At 54.0% G+C, this 17,438-nt stretch carries 14 protein-coding genes; 8 read left to right on the forward strand and 6 right to left on the reverse strand.

Annotation, left to right across the window (positions count from 1 at the left end):
* Positions 1 to 55: 55 nt before the first annotated feature.
* Both AB9F27_RS10930 and alkB read left to right on the forward strand, forming a co-directional pair.
* A complete protein-coding gene (locus AB9F27_RS10930; RefSeq protein WP_335585889.1) occupies positions 56 to 742 on the forward strand; it encodes a D-lyxose/D-mannose family sugar isomerase in 687 nt (228 codons plus the stop codon).
* Between the two features lie 55 nt (positions 743 to 797).
* Positions 798 to 1,442, forward strand: a complete 645-nt coding sequence (alkB, locus tag AB9F27_RS10935) for a DNA oxidative demethylase AlkB (protein WP_369757716.1) — start codon at positions 798 to 800, stop codon at positions 1,440 to 1,442.
* A 3-nt stretch (positions 1,443 to 1,445) separates the two neighbouring features.
* On the opposite strand, the gene AB9F27_RS10940 is transcribed toward alkB, so the two are convergent.
* Both AB9F27_RS10940 and kynU read right to left on the reverse strand, forming a co-directional pair.
* On the reverse strand, positions 1,446 to 1,916 hold the full coding sequence (locus tag AB9F27_RS10940; RefSeq protein WP_335586428.1) for a GNAT family N-acetyltransferase: 471 nt from the start codon (positions 1,914 to 1,916) through the stop codon (positions 1,446 to 1,448).
* Entirely contained in the window at positions 1,913 to 3,106 is a 1,194-nt protein-coding gene (gene kynU / locus AB9F27_RS10945) for a kynureninase (RefSeq protein ID WP_369754619.1), read from the reverse strand. Before kynU ends, AB9F27_RS10940 begins: the two co-directional genes overlap by 4 nt.
* A gap of 190 nt (positions 3,107 to 3,296) precedes the next feature.
* Between kynU and AB9F27_RS10950 the strand changes: the two genes are divergently transcribed.
* The 3 genes from AB9F27_RS10950 to AB9F27_RS10960 all read left to right on the forward strand — a co-directional run bounded on the left by AB9F27_RS10950 (position 3,297) and on the right by AB9F27_RS10960 (position 7,783).
* Positions 3,297 to 4,871, forward strand: a complete 1,575-nt coding sequence (locus AB9F27_RS10950) for a Re/Si-specific NAD(P)(+) transhydrogenase subunit alpha (protein WP_369757717.1) — start codon at positions 3,297 to 3,299, stop codon at positions 4,869 to 4,871.
* Positions 4,872 to 4,884: 13 nt separating this feature from the next.
* The gene (locus AB9F27_RS10955; protein ID WP_335586425.1) at positions 4,885 to 6,318 is read left to right on the forward strand and encodes an NAD(P)(+) transhydrogenase (Re/Si-specific) subunit beta; all 1,434 of its coding nucleotides are present in this window, start codon (positions 4,885 to 4,887) and stop codon (positions 6,316 to 6,318) included.
* A gap of 172 nt (positions 6,319 to 6,490) precedes the next feature.
* A complete protein-coding gene (locus tag AB9F27_RS10960; protein ID WP_335586424.1) occupies positions 6,491 to 7,783 on the forward strand; it encodes a DUF3422 domain-containing protein in 1,293 nt (430 codons plus the stop codon).
* A 59-nt stretch (positions 7,784 to 7,842) separates the two neighbouring features.
* On the opposite strand, the gene AB9F27_RS10965 is transcribed toward AB9F27_RS10960, so the two are convergent.
* The 3 genes from AB9F27_RS10965 to AB9F27_RS10975 all read right to left on the reverse strand — a co-directional run bounded on the left by AB9F27_RS10965 (position 7,843) and on the right by AB9F27_RS10975 (position 11,569).
* Positions 7,843 to 8,766, reverse strand: coding sequence for an ABC transporter permease (locus AB9F27_RS10965; protein WP_038999823.1), 924 nt, complete (start codon positions 8,764 to 8,766; stop codon positions 7,843 to 7,845).
* A complete protein-coding gene (locus tag AB9F27_RS10970; RefSeq protein ID WP_369754615.1) occupies positions 8,759 to 9,766 on the reverse strand; it encodes an ABC transporter permease in 1,008 nt (335 codons plus the stop codon). The genes AB9F27_RS10965 and AB9F27_RS10970 overlap by 8 nt, the downstream gene beginning before the upstream one ends.
* A gap of 108 nt (positions 9,767 to 9,874) precedes the next feature.
* Entirely contained in the window at positions 9,875 to 11,569 is a 1,695-nt protein-coding gene (locus AB9F27_RS10975) for a peptide ABC transporter substrate-binding protein (protein WP_369757718.1), read from the reverse strand.
* Between the two features lie 386 nt (positions 11,570 to 11,955).
* Here AB9F27_RS10975 and AB9F27_RS10980 point away from each other — a divergent pair, with 386 nt between their 5' ends.
* From AB9F27_RS10980 to AB9F27_RS10990, 3 genes are read left to right on the forward strand one after another with little or no spacing between them, the layout of a single operon-like run.
* Positions 11,956 to 13,797 (forward strand): ABC transporter ATP-binding protein, encoded by a 1,842-nt coding sequence (locus tag AB9F27_RS10980; RefSeq protein WP_335586421.1) that lies wholly within the window; start codon positions 11,956 to 11,958, stop codon positions 13,795 to 13,797.
* Positions 13,798 to 13,829: 32 nt separating this feature from the next.
* The gene (argE, locus tag AB9F27_RS10985) at positions 13,830 to 14,993 is read left to right on the forward strand and encodes an acetylornithine deacetylase (RefSeq protein WP_335586420.1); all 1,164 of its coding nucleotides are present in this window, start codon (positions 13,830 to 13,832) and stop codon (positions 14,991 to 14,993) included.
* Between the two features lie 3 nt (positions 14,994 to 14,996).
* The gene (locus AB9F27_RS10990) at positions 14,997 to 16,157 is read left to right on the forward strand and encodes a M20 aminoacylase family protein (protein ID WP_335586419.1); all 1,161 of its coding nucleotides are present in this window, start codon (positions 14,997 to 14,999) and stop codon (positions 16,155 to 16,157) included.
* Positions 16,158 to 16,244: 87 nt separating this feature from the next.
* Here the strand turns inward: AB9F27_RS10990 and moaA are convergent, their stop codons facing one another.
* Positions 16,245 to 17,249 (reverse strand): GTP 3',8-cyclase MoaA, encoded by a 1,005-nt coding sequence (gene moaA / locus AB9F27_RS10995; protein WP_335586418.1) that lies wholly within the window; start codon positions 17,247 to 17,249, stop codon positions 16,245 to 16,247.
* Positions 17,250 to 17,438: the final 189 nt, after the last annotated feature.

Below are 17,438 nucleotides of genomic sequence, written 5' to 3' on the forward strand. Positions count from 1 at the left end.
TGCCTGAGGCGTGTCGGTCTGTAAAACCCGAATAAAGTCTGGTTTGGAGGCCAATATGAAACGTTCGCGCATCAATGAAATTATGTCTGAGGCGGATGAAATGATCCGTTCGCACGGGTTTACTTTGCCGCCATTCGCCTATTGGTCGCCCGAGGAATTCGTCAGTAATAAAGACCGTGCAAAAGCAGTTATTTCTGCGCGCGCGGGGTGGGACATCACCGACTATGGCGAGGGTGATTTTGATGCGCTTGGCTTGTTTCTGTTCACATTGCGCAATGGCCGTTTGAGTGATCTGCAGCGCGGCGGCGGTATGTGTTATGCTGAGAAGCTGTTGATTTCCGAAGAAAACCAAATCAGTCCCATGCACACCCATGTTCTAAAGGCCGAGGATATTATCAACCGCGGTGGTGCCACTTTGGCGATTGAATTGTTTGGGTCGGATGCGGATGGCAACTTTGACGAGACCGCAGGTGGAACCGTTTATTGCGACGGGATTGAGCGCCAATTCACACCGGGTGAAATTCTGAAATTTGCCCCCGGCGAGAGCGTGACCTTAATGCCTGGTGATTGGCATGCGTTTTGGGGCGAGGGCGGCGCGGTTTTGATCGGCGAGGTTTCAACCGTTAATGACGACCTCACAGACAATATTTTCCGCGCGCCGATTGGGCGGTTTGCACAGATCGAAGAAGACGTGGCCCCAACGCATCTTTTGGTGTCGGACTACGAAAAATGGCTCGCGTAAAGCTTTTCGCAACAAACGGGGTGTAATTCCACAAATCTGCGCATAGATTTGTGGAATGCAATCCAGTTTCTTTGATGACATTCCACAATTGCCGATTCAACTCGCCCAAGGGGCGGTCGTTTTGCCACGGTTTGTGGGCGACGCGATGCCGAGCCTCTATCGCGCGCTCAAAGAGGTGGTCACCGCTGCGCCCTTTCGCCATTTAATCACCCCCGGTGGCCATAAAATGTCGGTCGGAATGACAAATTGTGGGTCTGCTGGGTGGGTGAGCGACGCTTCGGGCTATCGGTATTCAAAGCAGGATCCGATGACGGGAAATCAGTGGCCAAATCTGCCGGATTGTTTTTTGGAATTGGCGCAATCCGCTGCCGCAGCGGCTGGATATGCGCAATTTGAAACGGACGCCTGTTTGATCAATCAGTACCGCGTTGGCGCCAAGCTTTCGATGCATCAGGATCGCGACGAAGGGGGGCTGGAGCAGCCGATTGTCTCAGTGTCTTTGGGCCTTCCTGCGACCTTTCTTTTTGGCGGGTTGGAGCGCACAGATCCAACGCGGAAAGTCCTTTTGGAACATGGGGATGTTGTGGTTTGGGGTGGTCCCTCGCGCCTGTGTTTTCACGCTGTCAATGCCATTCAATCTGGTGTGCATCCCGATCTAGGCCCGCGCCGTCTAAACCTGACATTTCGCAAGGCTGTCTGATCGTTACTTCAAGTCTTTTGCCATCTGAAAGCGTTCAATTTCCACGCCGTTTCGCATGACGACTTCTGGAGCTGTTACGTGCCATCCGCGTTTTTCGAAGAAAGGCCGCGCAAGGTGGCTCGCTTCGGTAAAAAGACGCGCTAACACCAAACGTTGCGCATCTTCTGTGATTTTTTTATAGAGTTCGGCAGCCACCGCCGTACGTCGAAACTCGGGGGCGACATATGCCAAACTTAAATGGCCGTCAGACTCGAGCGAAAAGAAGCCGACGAGTTTTTGCTCCACCGAGGCCACCCAGCAGGCTTGCTCCGCTAGTTCCAATGGCCAGCTTTCGGGCATTTTTGTATGCGGTGCCCAAGCGTTTCGCTGCGGTTCGGAATAGTATTGAGCGGCCCCAACGTGAACCGCTCGACAAAAAATTTCGTAACAGGCTGGGGCGTCGAAATCACGATAACGCCGAAGAAATGGTGTCATGTGACACGCGCGCGGGTTTTGTATTCTGGTCGATCCCAGAGGTCGTTCGTCATGATATCTGCGATAATCGCGACGGCCCCTTGAACATCCGCCATATCGATATAGAGCGGTGTAAAGCCAAACCGAAGAATATTGGGCGCCCGAAAGTCGCCGATAACACCACGCGCAATCAGCGCCTGCATAATCGCGTAACCCTCCGGATGTGCGAAAGAAACTTGGCTGCCACGCGTGTTGGGATCGCGCGGCGAGGCGAGGGTGAGGCTAGGACAGGTCGCCTCAATTTCCGCAATAAAGGCTTGGGTTAGATCAATTGATTTAGCTTGAACGTCCTTCAAATCGGCTAAATCCCAAATATCCAGCGCGGTCTCAAGCGCGGCCATTTGCAAAACGGGGGGTGTGCCAACCCGCATACGCTCAATCCCCGTTCCAGCGCGATATTTTAGATCAAACTCAAACGGCGCGTCATGGCCAAGCCAACCCGCCAGCGCGGGTTGCACATTTTCGATATGTTCTGGCGCGACATAGATGAAGGCCGGCGCTCCGGGGCCGCCATTGAGGTATTTATAGGTGCAACCTACGGCGAAATCCGCGTTGCAACCCGCGACATCGACGGGAAACGCGCCCGCCGAATGCGCCAAATCCCAGATCACGATCGCGCCCACCGCGTGTGCCGCTTGAGTGAGGGCTTTCATATCGTGGCGACGGCCTGTGCGATAATCAACTTCGGTGAGCATCAAGACCGCGAGGTCGGTATCAATTTCATCCGCAACATCCTCGGGGGCGGGCGTACAAAGAACGTGACCCGCGTTCAGGCTTTCGATCAAGCCGCGTGCCATATAAAGGTCAGTCGGGAAGTTGCCATTATCGGAGACAATTTTTTTGCGATCCGGACGCAGGGCAAGGGCTGCGGCGAGGGCTTGATAGACTTTTACAGAAAGGGTGTCGCCCAAGGTGACAGTCCCATCTGGGGCTCCGATCAGGCGCGCGATGCGGTCCCCAAGGTGGCTTGGTTGCGCCATCCAGCCGGCTTTGTTCCATCCCGAGATAAGCATGTTACCCCATTCGCTCTCCACGGTTTTCTGAACCCGCGCTGCTGCGGCCTTTGGGAGCGGCCCCAAGGAATTCCCATCCAAATAGATTACGCCCTCCGGAAGGACAAAAAGGGATTTGGTATGGGCAAAGTCAGTCATGGTGCGCTCCTTGTTTTTTGCGATGCTGACGTTCGCGAATGGGGATTGCAAGGGGAACGCGGTTCCTAAATGTTTCATGTTAGCGCTAAACCTATGAACAAGTGTTGAGAAACAATCTTGCGCAAGATATGAGATACAACGCCAGAAGTTTCAATTTCAGGCAAAGAATGTGAAAAAGGGGAAATGTGCTGTGAAAATCGGAGCACCGAAGGAGACTTTTGAGGGCGAAAATCGCGTTGCGATGACACCCGATAGCGCTCTCCAGTTGCAAAAACTGGGGTATGAGTGCGCAATTGAAGCAGGTGCTGGTAAAGCAGCGGGCTTTGCCGACGCCTTGTACAAAGACGCGGGTGTCGAAGTTCTCAAGAGCGCAGCCGCGCTTTGGAAAGCTTCTGACATTGTAGTCAAAGTACGTCAGCCCAGTGCGGCGGAAACCAAACGATTGACCCAAGGGCAAACGTTGATTTCCTTCTTTAATCCTGCCGCGAATGCGGACGGAATGGAAGCGGCACGGGCGCAAGGCGCAAATGTGATTGCCATGGAAATGGTGCCGCGCATTAGTCGCGCCCAGAAAATGGACGCCTTGTCGTCTATGGCAAATATCGCGGGCTACCGCGCTGTTATCGAAGCTGGCAACAACTTTGGACGCTTCTTTACCGGCCAGATCACCGCCGCGGGCAAAGTTCCCCCAGCGAAGGTTTTGGTTGTGGGTGCGGGTGTGGCCGGATTGGCCGCTATTGGCACAGCGACAAGCCTTGGCGCGATCACCTATGCGTTTGATGTGAGGCCCGAAGTGGCCGAGCAAGTCGAATCCATGGGCGCACAGTTTGTCTTCCTCGATTTTGAAGAAGCCCAAGCGGATGGCGCGGCAACCGGTGGCTATGCTGCTGTTTCTTCCCCTGAGTTCCGCGAAGCGCAATTGGCAAAATTCCGTGAGTTAGCGCCAGAAATCGACATCGTTATTACAACCGCGTTGATCCCGAACCGTGAAGCGCCTGAGTTGTGGACCGAAGATATGGTCGCCGCAATGAAGCCCGGTTCCGTGATTGTCGACCTTGCCGCCGAGAAGGGGGGCAACTGTAAGCTCACCGTGGCGGACGAGAAAATCGTCACTAAAAACGGCGTAACAATCATTGGCTACACCGATTTTCCAAGCCGGATGGCCGCACAAGCTTCGACGCTTTATGCGACAAACATCCGTCACATGTTGACCGATCTAACGCCGGAAAAAGACGGCAAGATCAATCACAACATGGAAGATGACGTGATCCGTGGCGCGACCGTGACCTTTGCCAAAGAGATCACCTTCCCGCCACCCCCTCCCAAGATCGCAGCGATCGCCGCGCAAAAACCCAAAGAGGTGGCGCCACAGCTTACCCCCGAGGAAAAACGTGCGGCGGAAGTTGCGGCGTTTAAGGCGCAAACCAAACAACAAGTGACTTTGCTCGTTGTTGGGGCCGTGATTCTGCTCGGGGTTGGCCTTGTCGCCCCCGCGAGCTTCATGCAGCACTTCATCGTGTTTGTGCTCGCGGTTTTTGTTGGCTTCCAAGTTATTTGGGGCGTGGCACACTCGTTGCACACACCTTTGATGGCGGTGACCAATGCGATCTCGTCGATCATCATTCTGGGAGCGCTGATGCAAATCGGATCAGGCAGCTTCCTTGTGATCCTCCTTGCTGCGGTTTCGGTCTTTATGGCTGGGATCAACATATTTGGTGGCTTCCTCGTAACTCGGCGCATGCTTGCCATGTTCCAGAAATCTTAAGGGGGGCTGATTGATGGATTACGGATTTACAACCGCAGCCTATGTTGTCTCGGCTGTTCTTTTCATCTTGTCGCTAGGCGGATTGTCAGGGCAGGAAAGTGCGAAACGCGCTGTTTGGTACGGTATCGCGGGGATGGGTTTGGCCATTTTCGCGACATTGATTGGACCGGGGCTTGGCCTTTGGTGGCTCTCGGTTCTACTGATCGCGGGTGGTGGTGCTATTGGTTATCAGGTCGCGACACGCGTTCAGATGACTGAGATGCCACAACTCGTGGCGGCGATGCACTCGCTCGTTGGTTTGGCTGCTGTGTTTGTCGGCTTTGCCGCCCACATCGAGCTTGGCCGCGTGTTGGGCATGGATGCTACTACTCGGCAGGGTCTGGAAGGTTTTGCAGGCCTTTTGGCGCATAAAACCGGCGTTGAAGTCGCAATCCTGCGGGTAGAGTTGTTCCTTGGTATCTTTATTGGTGCGATCACCTTTACAGGTTCCGTTGTTGCTTATGGCAAGCTCGCGGGCAAGGTAAGCACAGTCGCAACGAAACTTCCGGGCGGCCATACGCTTAATGCAACGGCTGCTGGTATTTCGCTGATTTGCTTGGTTTGGTACTTCAATACTGGCGGGTTCTTTCCACTGTTCTTGATGACACTGGCCGCGCTTTTCATCGGCTATCATTTGATTATGGGCATCGGTGGCGCGGATATGCCGGTCGTTGTTTCCATGCTCAACAGCTACTCTGGCTGGGCGGCGGCGGCGATTGGTTTCTCTCTGAGCAACGACTTGCTGATCGTTGTGGGGGCCTTGGTTGGCTCCTCGGGTGCGATCCTCTCCTACATCATGTGTAAGGCGATGAACCGCAGCTTTGTCAGTGTGATTTTGGGCGGCTTTGGCGGCACAAGTGGGCCTCAAATGGAGGTCGAAGGCGAACAAATCGCCATTGACGCCGACGGGGTTGCCGCAGCGCTTGAGGATGCGGATAGCATTATCATCATCCCAGGGTACGGCATGGCCGTGGCACAGGCGCAGCAGTCGGTTTCCGAATTAACAAAACGTCTGCGCGCCAAGGGGAAGAACGTCCGTTTCGCGATCCACCCTGTTGCGGGTCGCCTTCCGGGGCACATGAACGTTTTGCTTGCCGAAGCCCGTGTGCCCTATGACATCGTTCTGGAGATGGACGAGATCAACGCCGACTTCCCGCAAACGGATGTTGCCATTGTGATTGGGTCTAACGACATCGTAAACCCCGCCGCACAGGACGATCCAAACAGCCCCATTGCCGGTATGCCGGTGTTGGAATGTTGGAAAGCCAAGCAAGTGTTTGTGTCTAAGCGTGGTCAAGGTACGGGCTATTCCGGTATCGAGAACCCGCTGTTTTATAAAGAGAATACACGGATGTTCTATGGGGATGCGAAGACTTCTCTTGATCTGCTGTTGACCAAGATTAGCTAGTCAGCCATTTACAAAACCACAGAGCGCCCCGCAAGAAATTGCGGGGCGTTTTGCGTTGGGGCGGCTTGTATACCAATGCACACTTCTAACATGTTGAAAAACATACAGCTATTTCTTGCGGTGAAGCCCGTCGTACATTATTCAATCGAAAACTCAGGAAAAGGCCCAGTCCATGGTGAAAGACCACTCACAGCGCTATCAACTCGCCAATGCGCTCCATGATCGCCCGTTTCCAGCGATACAAGCGCCCTCACAAGTGGCCTTTTTGGCGCTTCTGACGGGTCCCGCACCGCACCGCGACCTGTCGGCAGAACGCGCCCATCTTTTGATGCTGTTGGACCGTCACGGTGCAGCGCATCCTGCACCGGACGCCACGCATTATTTTGGTGCGATCGGGCGACATTTCTTGAAGTGGGAGAGCCACAGCGAATTTGTCACCTACACAATCATCACCGAAGGCGAGGCGCTCCGTCCCTTCGACCCCGTTGAATTTGATGTCTTCCCGCCCGATTGGCTTGACGCGGCCCCCGGAGAGCGGATCACATCGATGCTCATCCATGTCGCAAAAACTCCCGAGATTGAGAGCCTGACCCGCGACCTCAAAGACTGGTTTGTGCCAGAGAGCCTCGCGGTGAGTTATGTCGTGGATCAGTCGGCCGTTATTGCTTCGGATTTTCGGATTGATAGCGCGGGGCATGTACGATTTGCGTTGTTTGTGGCCCCGAATGTCGGGGTGCAACGGGTTGGCCGTATTATGCAGCGCATTTGCGAAGTTGAAACCTATAAGACGGCAGCACTACTGGGGTATTTGCGCGCCCAGCGGTTGATGCGGGATTTGGGCGGAATGGACGCCCAGCTGACCCAACTTGTGCTGGAAATGTCGGACTTGGAGGTCGCGCCCGAAGCGACTTTGGCTGCGCTGCTTCCCCTTGCGGCGCGCCTTGAGCAGGAAACCGCAGACGTGAGCTATCGGTTTGGGGCGACGCGCGCCTATGAGGCGATTGTCACACAGCGGATCTCGGTCCTGCGCGAAGAGCGTTTGAAGGGACATCAAACCCTTGCGGAGTTCATGATGCGCCGATTTGATCCCGCGATGCGTACCACCCAAGCGGCCTCGCGATTGTTGCAAAGCATGTCGGATCGGGCCCTGCGTGCGGGCGATCTGCTCCGCACCCGCGTAGATGTTGAGCGCAGCGCCCAGAACCAAGCCATCCTGCAAAGCATGGACAAACGCGCCGACCTTCAATTGCGCCTGCAAGAAACCGTCGAGGGCCTCTCGGTCGTTGCTGTCAGCTATTACACGGTCAATCTGTTGATGTATGTCCTTGCCCCGTTTGCCGCAGCTTATGGGGTGAACAAGGCGTGGCTTGTGACAGGGCTTGTGCCGATTGTTATGCTTTGTGTTTGGGCGGGTGTTCGGCGGGTAAAAGGGCGGATATCCAAACGACATTCGAGCGATTTTTAAAGCGATAATCCTGAAAACGAAAACAGCGCGTGGAGTGATCCGCGCGCTGTTTTTGTATTCTAACGTCCGCGAATGCGTGGGTCGAGTGCATCGCGTAGACCGTCACCAATGTAGTTGACGGCCAGAACGGTGAACGAGATCGCAACGCCGGGCCACATGACGCGTTCGGGGTATTGTTGCAGGTAATCAACGCCGTCAAACAACAAACGCCCCCATGTCGGGAAGTCGGGTGGGAAGCCAAGGCCAAGGAAGGAAAGCGCGCTTTCCGTGATGATCGCATTGGCAATTCCAAGCGTGGCCGACACCATAATAGGTGACATAACGTTGGGCAGGATGTGACGTACGATCATCTTAGTCGGAGGCGTGCCGATGGAATGAGCCGCCAGTACAAACTCGCGCTCCTTGAGCGCCAAAACATCGCCGCGCACGATCCGCGCGGCTTGCATCCAACTGGTCATCCCAATGGCAAACACCATCAGCACAAAGATACCACCCGCTGGACCAAATACGCGGCTTAGCGGGTCTCTGAACAGCATGATGGTGACCAAGAGAAGCGGCAACAAGGGCAGGGCAAGGAATAAGTCCGTGAAGCGCATCAGGAGGCCATCGAGGCTTTTGAAATACCCCGAAACAACGCCGACAAACGTTCCCACAACAAGCGACAGCCCCATCGCGGTTAGGCCGACAGCCATCGACACTTGGCCACCTGCCATCATACGCGCAAGCATGTCGCGCCCGAGTTGGTCGGTGCCAAAGGGATGTCCGAAACTCGGGCTTTGATTGCGGGCGCGGATATCGATGTAGGTCGGGTCGATCGTCCAGAGCCACGGACCGATGAGCACAAAGAGCACAATGAAGGTAAAGAAAACCAACCCCGCCATCGCGCCTTTATGTGTTTTGAATTGATCCCAAACGTCCCACCACTGACTGCGGGGAGCTTCCAAATCGACGATATCGAGGGAATGAACTGCAGGTTTAGTCATAGCGGATCCTTGGGTCGAGGATGCCATAGAGCACATCCGCGATCAGGTTAAAGAGAATAATAAGGATCGCAAAGATCACAGTGAGGGTCTGCACAGTGGGAAGGTCATTGGCTTGGATCGCGGTGATCAGGAGTTGGCCAAGGCCGTTTACCTTAAACACCTGCTCGGTGATAATCGCGCCGGAAAAGACCGTTGGCACTCCAAGCGCAATCACGGTCACCACAGGGATCATCGAGTTGCGCAGAACATGGACCAGAACGACTGTTTTCTCGCTCAATCCCTTGGCACGCGCTGTGCGCACATAGTCTTGGTTGAGATTGTCGAGCATCGAAGCCCGCATAAACCGGCTGATCTGCGCGGCGTTATAGAGCGCGAGCACAAAGACCGGCATGATCATTTGCTTCACTTGGAAAACGAACGAGGACCAACTGTTGACCACATGGGTCGTATCGTAAATCGAGGGGAACCATTGCAGCTTCACCGAAAACACCACGATGAGCAGCACGCCGGTAAAGAAGGTCGGAACCGAAAAGCCGATCATCGAGATGAACGTCCCGATTTGATCAAAGATGGAGTATTGCTTGTAAGCTGAAATCACCCCGATCGGCAGCGCGATCAGCGTACCTACCACATAGGAAAGCCCAACAACCCAAAGAGTTTGCGGAATACGTTGCGCGACAACGTCCATGACCGAAGAGCGCCACTGCCAGCTAATGATACGCGGCATGTCTTGGGAAAAATGGGTGCCAAACATGGCGTCAAAAATATAGATCGGCTCTACGATATAGAATTGGTAAAGCCATTTCACGAAACGGACGGGGATCGGTTGCCCCAGTCCAAGGGCTTCGCGCATTTGCGCTTTGACTTCTGGTGGGACCGTCAATGGCACGGAGGCCATTGGATCGCCTGGAGCGAGTTCAAGCAAAAGGAAGATCACCAACGAAATGAGGATCGTTGTTGGGATCGCAATCAAGAGCCTGCGAATAGTGAATGTCAGCATACGGAAAGTCCTAGGCCGAGTTGGTCGGCTCTATTTTTATGAATTTACCCAAGGAAGGGGCCATGAAGAAAGGGCGCCCCCGTTGCGGGAGGCGCCCAATTCCATAGATTACATGCGGTACCAGTCGGCTGCATTCCACAGTTCGCTGTCCCATGTGTTCAAGATCACACCACCAAGTGTATTGGAGTGCGCAGAAACACGGCCACGATCCACAAGCGGGATGATGACGTATTCTTGCATGAGCATGTCGTTCATAGCTTTTGCCATTTCCGCACGATCTTCGATGTCGCCTGTTGTTGCCATTTTGGCCACGAGTGCGTCGTACTCTTCAGAACAGAAGCGTTGCATGTTGTTGCCCTGCCACTGGTTTTCTGGTTGAGGAGCTTGCTTACATTCCCAGTTCGCCATGTAGCTTTCTGGATCTGTGCCGTCAAAGTTGTTGGCGTACATTTCAACATCCGCAAAGAACTTCTGGAAGGTGTCGGGCGAACCGGGGTCACCACCAAAGAACACGGAGGCGTCGATGTTGCGCAGTTCAGTTTCAACGCCGATTTCTTCCCACCACTGTTTGATCAGCGCTTGGAAGTCTTGACGTACAGCATTTGTGGAGGATTGGAACAACATGGAGAGACGAACGCCGTCTTTCGCACGCACACCATCTGCGCCTTTTACCCAACCAGCAGCTTCGAGGATCTCGTTTGCTCCAGCGATATCTTGCACGAGGCAAGCATCGTTTGCAGTCGAAGCATAGATCGCAGGAGCAGGCAGAACGTTACATGTTGGACGTCCAGCTGCGCCATAGCCGATTTCAGTCAGCAACGCACGGTCGATCGCCATGGAAAGCGCTTTACGAACGTTGATGTCTGTAAGGAAAGGGTGTGGATGCGCAATCGTGCCGCGTTCATCGCCGAGGTCAGGGTTAACGTCGGTTTGGTTGACCATGATGCGTTCAACCAATGTCCCGAAGCCGGAAATAATTTCGCCTTTGCCCTTGGCTGCCATCGCTTCGAGAACTTCTGGAGCCAACTGAAGGTTCCAAGCATAGTCAAATTCGCCTGTTTCCAAAACCGCACGACCCGCAGCAGTTGCGTCGCCGCCACCTTTCAACGTTGCCGTTGCAAACGCTGGTTTGGCTGGGTCACGGTAATTCGGGTTCGCGACCAAGGACACAACGTCATTTGGGCGGAACTCGGAGACCATGAAGGGGCCAGTGCCGATAGGGCTAAAGTTCGCGTCTGTGCATTCAGGAGCCTTTGCGCCCAAGCAATCTGCGAATTGTGCTTTTTGAATGATCGGCGCTTGCGCTCCGACAAAGGGTCCGTAGGGGAACGGCTTGGAAATGCCAAACGTCACCACAACGGTCAGATCGTCGGGTGTATCGACCGAAGCGACGTTATTGTATTTCTCGGACTGGGCGCAACCGCCACCTTCCGCTGTGCAATATTCCCAGCTGAATTTAACGTCCTCTGAGGTGAGAGGGGTGCCGTCGGACCACAAAAGGCCGGTCTTCAGCTTCCAAGTGATGGTGGTCAAATCTTCGGAGACGCCACCGTTCTCAACCGTTGGAACGCTTTCGGCGAGCCAAGGAACAATGGTGCCGTCTTGGTTGTAGCGGGCAAGAGGTTCAATAACCAAGCTGCCAGCTTCAAGGTCTTTTGTCCCGCCGGAAAGATACGGGTTCATAAGCGACGGCGCCTGCCAATAAATGATGTTTACATGGCCGTCTGCGCCACGTTCGGCATGGGCCATTGGGGCCAATGCAAAAGCAGCAGCAGCGCCCATTAGGGCTGTTTTAATTTTCATACTTCTCTCCTTGTTGGATGTTCGGACCACAGTTTGCCAAGTTTATCTCAGCGTTTTCCTGTTTACGTTTTTTCAATCGGCAAGATCATTTCGTTTCATACGATACTAACGACTCACTCCAATTATTGGTCCGCTACCAGTGCAGTTCAGGTTAGTTTGCTAAAAATTGCAAGTATTCGATATCATAAAACCTTCGAATGTGCGTGGAGTTACGCTCTATTTGCCGAAATCAGTCGTCGATATGCACAAAGTTTGGTTTTTATGGTCAATTTTCGGGCATTGTTGCAGGATTATTTGCCGAAAACTTTCTAAACGGAAAGGGGTTTGACTTTGCTCCCACGCGAAGATTAGCGTTGGGGGTATCAAAAATAAAGAAAAGCAAAGCCATGCTGGATCAGCCCTTAATCGACATTAAGAACCTTCGCGTAGAGTTTGAAACTAATAGCGGAATCGTTATTGGGGTTGAGGATATTTCTTTCACAATTAACCCCGGAGAGACCCTCTGTGTAGTAGGCGAATCGGGATCGGGAAAATCGGTTTCATCGCTTTCGATTATGCGATTGGTTGAATTTGGCGGTGGCGATATCGCCGGCGGCTCGATGGTTTTTGATCGGGGTGCCAAGGGTAAAATCGATCTCGCGTCTATTGATGCCAACGATATGCGCAGCATTCGCGGCAACGAAATTGGGATGATTTTCCAAGAGCCAATGACCTCCCTAAACCCGGTCTTTACGGTCGGGCGGCAGTTGACCGAAGGTTTGGTTCTCCACAAAAAGATGTCCAAATCCCAAGCCCGAACGCGCGCCATCGAATTACTGCGAGATGTGCGCATTCCGGAGCCTGAAAACCGCTTGGATCAATACCCGCATGAGCTTTCTGGCGGCATGCGGCAACGGGTTGTCATTGCGATGGCGATGGCCTGCGAGCCGCGCTTGCTTATCTGTGACGAGCCCACGACCGCGCTCGATGTGACTATTCAAGCTGAGATTTTGGCGCTTATCGATCGGCTAAAGCGTGAGCACGGAACCGCGGTTTTGTTCATCACCCATGACATGGCCGTCGTCGCGCAAATGGCGGACCGTGTGATCGTGATGTATCGTGGAAACATGATGGAAGAGGGCACCGTCGAGCAAATCTTCGAAGCCCCAAAGCATGATTACACCAAAGCCCTCTTGGCCGCCGTGCCAAGGCTGGGTGAAATGGATGGGAAACCCGCCCCTGAGCCAATGCGCATTATGGGCGACGAAGAAAAATACGCCGCCGTTGTTGCCAAGGCAAAAGCCAAACATGCTGCGGCCCCAAAGGACGTCAAACCGCTTCTGACCGTCAAAAACCTCACCACGCGTTTCCCCGTCAAGAAGGGTTTGATGCGCCGCACCGTGGCCAATGTGCATGCGGTAGAAGACGTTTCGTTCACTCTCAATCCGGGTGAAACGCTTTCGCTTGTCGGCGAGAGTGGATGTGGGAAATCCTCCTGTGGCCGCTCGATTTTACGTCTGGTGGAACCCCTGAGTGGCGAGGTGGATTTGGACGGGGTGGATATTCTTGGTCTCAACACCAAGGATTTGCGCAAAGCCCGTCGGGATATGCAGATGGTGTTCCAAGACCCGTTTGCCTCCCTCAATCCACAGGTGCGCTTGATTGATCAGGTCGCCGAGCCGATGCGCAATTTCAACCTCGCATCAGGGAGTGAGTTGACCGACCGTGTCGCAAGCCTTTTTGATCGTGTGGAATTGCCGCGCAGCTTCCTAAAACGTTTCCCGCATGAGCTTTCGGGCGGCCAACGCCAACGCATCGCCATCGCGCGTGCCCTTGCGTTGAATCCCAAACTTGTGATCGCAGACGAGGCGGTGTCCGCGTTGGACGTGTCAGTGCAGGCGCAAGTCCTCAATCTGTTGATGGAATTGCAAGCCGACCTCGGCATCGCGATGCTATTCATCAGCCACGATATGGCCGTTGTCGAGCGTGTCAGCCATAACACGGCCGTCATGTATTTGGGACGTATCGTCGAGATTGGACCGCGTCAAGAAGTGTTCCAAAACCCACAACACAGTTATACCCAGTCGCTTATGTCTGCGGTGCCTGTAGCGGATCCACGGCGTAGAAAAATCAGTTCGGATGTCTCCTTTAAGCCCATTCCTTCGCCCATTTTCCCGAAGGATTATCAGCCAGAGCCTTCGACCTATACTGAAGTATCAAAAGGTCATTTTATACTTAATTCACAATAATTTACCTTAAGCACTTAAGGTAAGGAGTTTACATGGGTATATCCCTGACTGCCCGAGAGATCCTTGAAAAACTGGTGAGTTTTAACACTGTCAGCGATCGGTCAAATTTACCGCTGGTTGAATGGGTTGAAACCTATTTGAACAGTCACGGCGTTGAGTCTTTTCGCGTATATGATGAAACCGGCGAGAAGGCCTCGCTCTTTGCGAATGTCGGCCCAATGGTGGCGGGCGGAGTGATCCTTTCGGGGCATACCGACGTTGTGCCCGTAGCGGGCCAAGCATGGAATACTGACCCGTTTGAAGTGGTCGAAAAAGACGGCAAACTTTACGGGCGTGGCACTGCGGATATGAAGGGGTTTGACGCCCTCGCGCTTTGGGCGGTTCCGCATGCGCTGGCGGCGGGTATCAAGCGCCCGTTGCAAATTGCTCTGTCCTACGACGAGGAAATCGGCTGTATTGGGGCCCCGCCGATGATTGCGGCGATGGCGTCCCTTCCCAAGGCGCAGGCAGCGATTATTGGCGAGCCGTCGAGTATGAAAACGGTCACCAGTCATAAGGGCGGTATTGGGTTTAAAATCCATGTGCGCGGGTTTGAAGTGCACAGCTCCCTTATCCACACAGGTGTGTCCGCAATCATGTTTAGTGCTGACTTGATCCAGTGGGCCAGTGCTGTGAATGCAAAGCACGCCGAGACAGAGCCCAGCCCCTTGGCCGCAGAATTTGATCCGCCCTATACGACGGCGCACGTTGGAAAAATTTCTGGCGGCACGGCCCATAACATCACCGCCAAAGACTGCTATTTCGACATCTCCTTTCGGGTTGTCCCGGGCGAGACGACAGGAATGTGGAATGAGCGTTTGCGCGCGAAGGTTTCAGAAATTGAGGCTGAAATGCAGGCCATCCACCCCGACACCGGCATTGATATTTCTCCCGATTTTGGCGTTCCTCCTCTGGCCCCTGAGGTGAATGGTGCCGCCGAAACTCTCGTCCGTACTTTAACGGGGGACAACGCCACGCATGCGGTTTCTTATGCCACAGAAGCCGGGCAATTTCAGGAGGGTGGCCATTCGGCGGTTGTCTGTGGGCCCGGCGATATTGCACAGGCGCATCAACCAAACGAATTTTTAGAAATCCGTCAACTAGAGGCCGGAGAAGCCTTTATGAGACGACTTATTACACATCTCGCACAGGATTAAGATATGCCCGTAAAGAACCGTTTTTCCGAACTTTTATCCGAAATTACAGAATGGCGTCGTGACTTTCACACCCACCCTGAAATCCTGTTTGAAACGCACCGGACCTCGGCGCGCGTTGCCGAACTTCTGCGGGAATTTGGTTGTGATGAAGTTGTCGAAGGCATTGGCCGCACCGGTGTTGTTGGGGTAATCAGGGGCAAGTCCGACACCAAAAATAAGGTCATTGGCCTGCGTGCTGATATGGATGCCTTGCCGATCCTTGAGGATACTGGGGTGGAATACGCCAGCCAAACTCCCGGTGCGATGCACGCTTGTGGCCATGATGGGCATACGGCGATGTTACTTGGCGCGGCGAAATACCTGTGCGAAACCCGCAATTTTGACGGCACAACCATCGTTATTTTCCAACCCGCAGAAGAAGGCGGCGGCGGTGGGCGCGAGATGTGTGAAGACGGCATGATGGACCGCTGGAACATCCACGAGGTCTATGGCATGCACAACTGGCCCGGCCATGCGCTTGGAAGTTTTGCCATCCGTCCAGGCGCGTTTTTTGCCGCCACGGACCAGTTCGAAATCTTCGTAGAAGGCAAGGGCGGCCACGCGGCCAAGCCACAGGAAGTTGTGGACACCACCGTACTCGCCAGCCAAATCGTGCTCTCGCTGCAAACCATCGCCAGCCGTAATGTGGACCCTGTGGAGCAGGTTGTGGTTTCGGTGACCAGCTTTGAAACGGAGAGTAAGGCCTTCAATGTAATCCCACAGAAGGTGCACCTTAAAGGCACGGTTCGTACGCTATCAAAAGACGTGCGCGATTTGGCAGAAGAGCGGATCAAAGCGATTGCGCCCCTGACGGCTCAAGCTTTAGGCGGGACAGCCGAAGTGAAATACATGCGCGGCTATCCCGTGATGGTGAACCACGAGGTTGAAACCGAATACGCAGTAAAAGCGGCCGAGAAAGTCTCTGGGGCTTGTGCGGATGCACCGTTGGTCATGGGAGGCGAAGATTTCGCCTTCATGCTCGAAGAACGCCCCGGCGCGTATATTTTGATGGGCAATGGCGACACGGCAGCCGTGCACCACCCGAAATACAATTTCGACGACAACGCGATTCCTGCGGGATGTAGCTGGTGGGTTGAAATGGCAGAAAGCCGTATGCCCGTTTAAATCTATCGCAAAAATACAATAAAGGCCGGCCACAACAAAAACGTTGGGCCGGCCTTTTTCAATCTAAGTGGCGCAGAAAACGGGGGGTTATCCGCCTGTGTGGCTCATGTGGCGGGTCATTTGGCCGCCGAGCTTTTGGCGCGAATAGTCAAAGTCATGGCCTTTGGGTTTAAGCGCAATTGCCTCGCGAATGGCTTGCAAAAGGCCATCGTCGCCTTCGCTGGCACGCAGGGGCGCACGCAGGTCGGATTTGCCTTCTTGGCCGAGGCACGTGTAAATTTCGCCCGTACAAGTGACGCGCACGCGGTTACAGCTTTCACAGAAATTATGGCTTAGGGGCGTGATGAAACCAACCCGTTGCCGCGTTTCGCCAATCCGCACATACCGCGCGGGGCCGCCTGTGCGATCGGGCAAATCGGCCAGTGTATATTTCGTTGCCAGCGTGGAGCGCAGCTCCTCCAGCGACCAGAATTGGCCGATCCGTTCCAGTTCGCCGATGTCGCCCATCGGCATGACCTCAATAAAGGTCAAATCCATGTCGCGCGCGGCGCAAAACTCGGTGAGGGTAAACAATTCATTCTCGTTGAACCCCTTGAGGGCCACGGTGTTGAGTTTGACCTTTAGCCCCGCGTTAAGCGCGGCCTCAATCCCCTCAAGCACTTGGTTTAAGCGCCCCCAGCGGGTGACCTCGGCAAATTTTTCTTCATTCAATGTGTCGAGTGAGACATTGATCCGCTTAACCCCATATCCGGCCAATTCCTGCGCGTATTTGGATAGTTGTGAGCCGTTTGTGGTGAGGGTAAGCTCGTCCAACGCACCACTTTTCAGGTGGCGTGACATGGACGCAAAGTAGCTCATGATGCCGCGCCGCACCAAAGGTTCGCCGCCAGTGATACGTAATTTACGTACCCCAAGGCCGATGAAGGCCGAGGACAAGCGATCCAATTCCTCAAGAGTTAGAAGCTCTTTTTTAGGGAGGAAATTCATCACCTCCGACATGCAATAAACGCACCGAAAATCGCAGCGATCTGTGACAGAAAGGCGCAAATATGTGATCGGGCGCAAGAAGGGGTCAATAAGGGGGTCAGTCATGTGGCGAGCCTATGCCCGTGCCGAACAGGGAGCAAGTCACAATCGAGTAATTTCAATTTGAAGCAGTCCCAAGCTTCCAAATCGCGTCTAACATGGATTGCGATTGGCGCTCCAACAAGTTTCCGTTCCATTTGATCCTCAGGTAAAGTGCTAAAGGTCTGATAATGTCGGCAATACCGTTTGGATAGG

This window comes from Falsihalocynthiibacter sp. CO-5D18 (assembly GCF_041205445.1).
GTDB lineage: Bacteria > Pseudomonadota > Alphaproteobacteria > Rhodobacterales > Rhodobacteraceae > Falsihalocynthiibacter > Falsihalocynthiibacter arcticus.

Bases quoted from the DNA above. Each gene is read 5' to 3' on its own strand.
- AB9F27_RS10970 (WP_369754615.1), bottom strand. From the start codon at position 9,766: ATGCTGACATTCACTATTCGCAGGCTCTTGATTGCGATCCCAACAACG.
- alkB (WP_369757716.1), top strand. From the start codon at position 798: ATGCAATCCAGTTTCTTTGATGACATTCCACAATTGCCGATTCAACTC.
- AB9F27_RS10930 (WP_335585889.1), top strand. From the start codon at position 56: ATGAAACGTTCGCGCATCAATGAAATTATGTCTGAGGCGGATGAAATG.
- AB9F27_RS10990 (WP_335586419.1), top strand. From the start codon at position 14,997: ATGCCCGTAAAGAACCGTTTTTCCGAACTTTTATCCGAAATTACAGAA.
- AB9F27_RS10980 (WP_335586421.1), top strand. From the start codon at position 11,956: ATGCTGGATCAGCCCTTAATCGACATTAAGAACCTTCGCGTAGAGTTT.
- AB9F27_RS10965 (WP_038999823.1), bottom strand. From the start codon at position 8,766: ATGACTAAACCTGCAGTTCATTCCCTCGATATCGTCGATTTGGAAGCT.
- moaA (WP_335586418.1), bottom strand. From the start codon at position 17,249: ATGACTGACCCCCTTATTGACCCCTTCTTGCGCCCGATCACATATTTG.
- AB9F27_RS10960 (WP_335586424.1), top strand. From the start codon at position 6,491: ATGGTGAAAGACCACTCACAGCGCTATCAACTCGCCAATGCGCTCCAT.
- argE (WP_335586420.1), top strand. From the start codon at position 13,830: ATGGGTATATCCCTGACTGCCCGAGAGATCCTTGAAAAACTGGTGAGT.
- AB9F27_RS10955 (WP_335586425.1), top strand. From the start codon at position 4,885: ATGGATTACGGATTTACAACCGCAGCCTATGTTGTCTCGGCTGTTCTT.
- kynU (WP_369754619.1), bottom strand. From the start codon at position 3,106: ATGACTGACTTTGCCCATACCAAATCCCTTTTTGTCCTTCCGGAGGGC.
- AB9F27_RS10940 (WP_335586428.1), bottom strand. From the start codon at position 1,916: ATGACACCATTTCTTCGGCGTTATCGTGATTTCGACGCCCCAGCCTGT.
- AB9F27_RS10975 (WP_369757718.1), bottom strand. From the start codon at position 11,569: ATGAAAATTAAAACAGCCCTAATGGGCGCTGCTGCTGCTTTTGCATTG.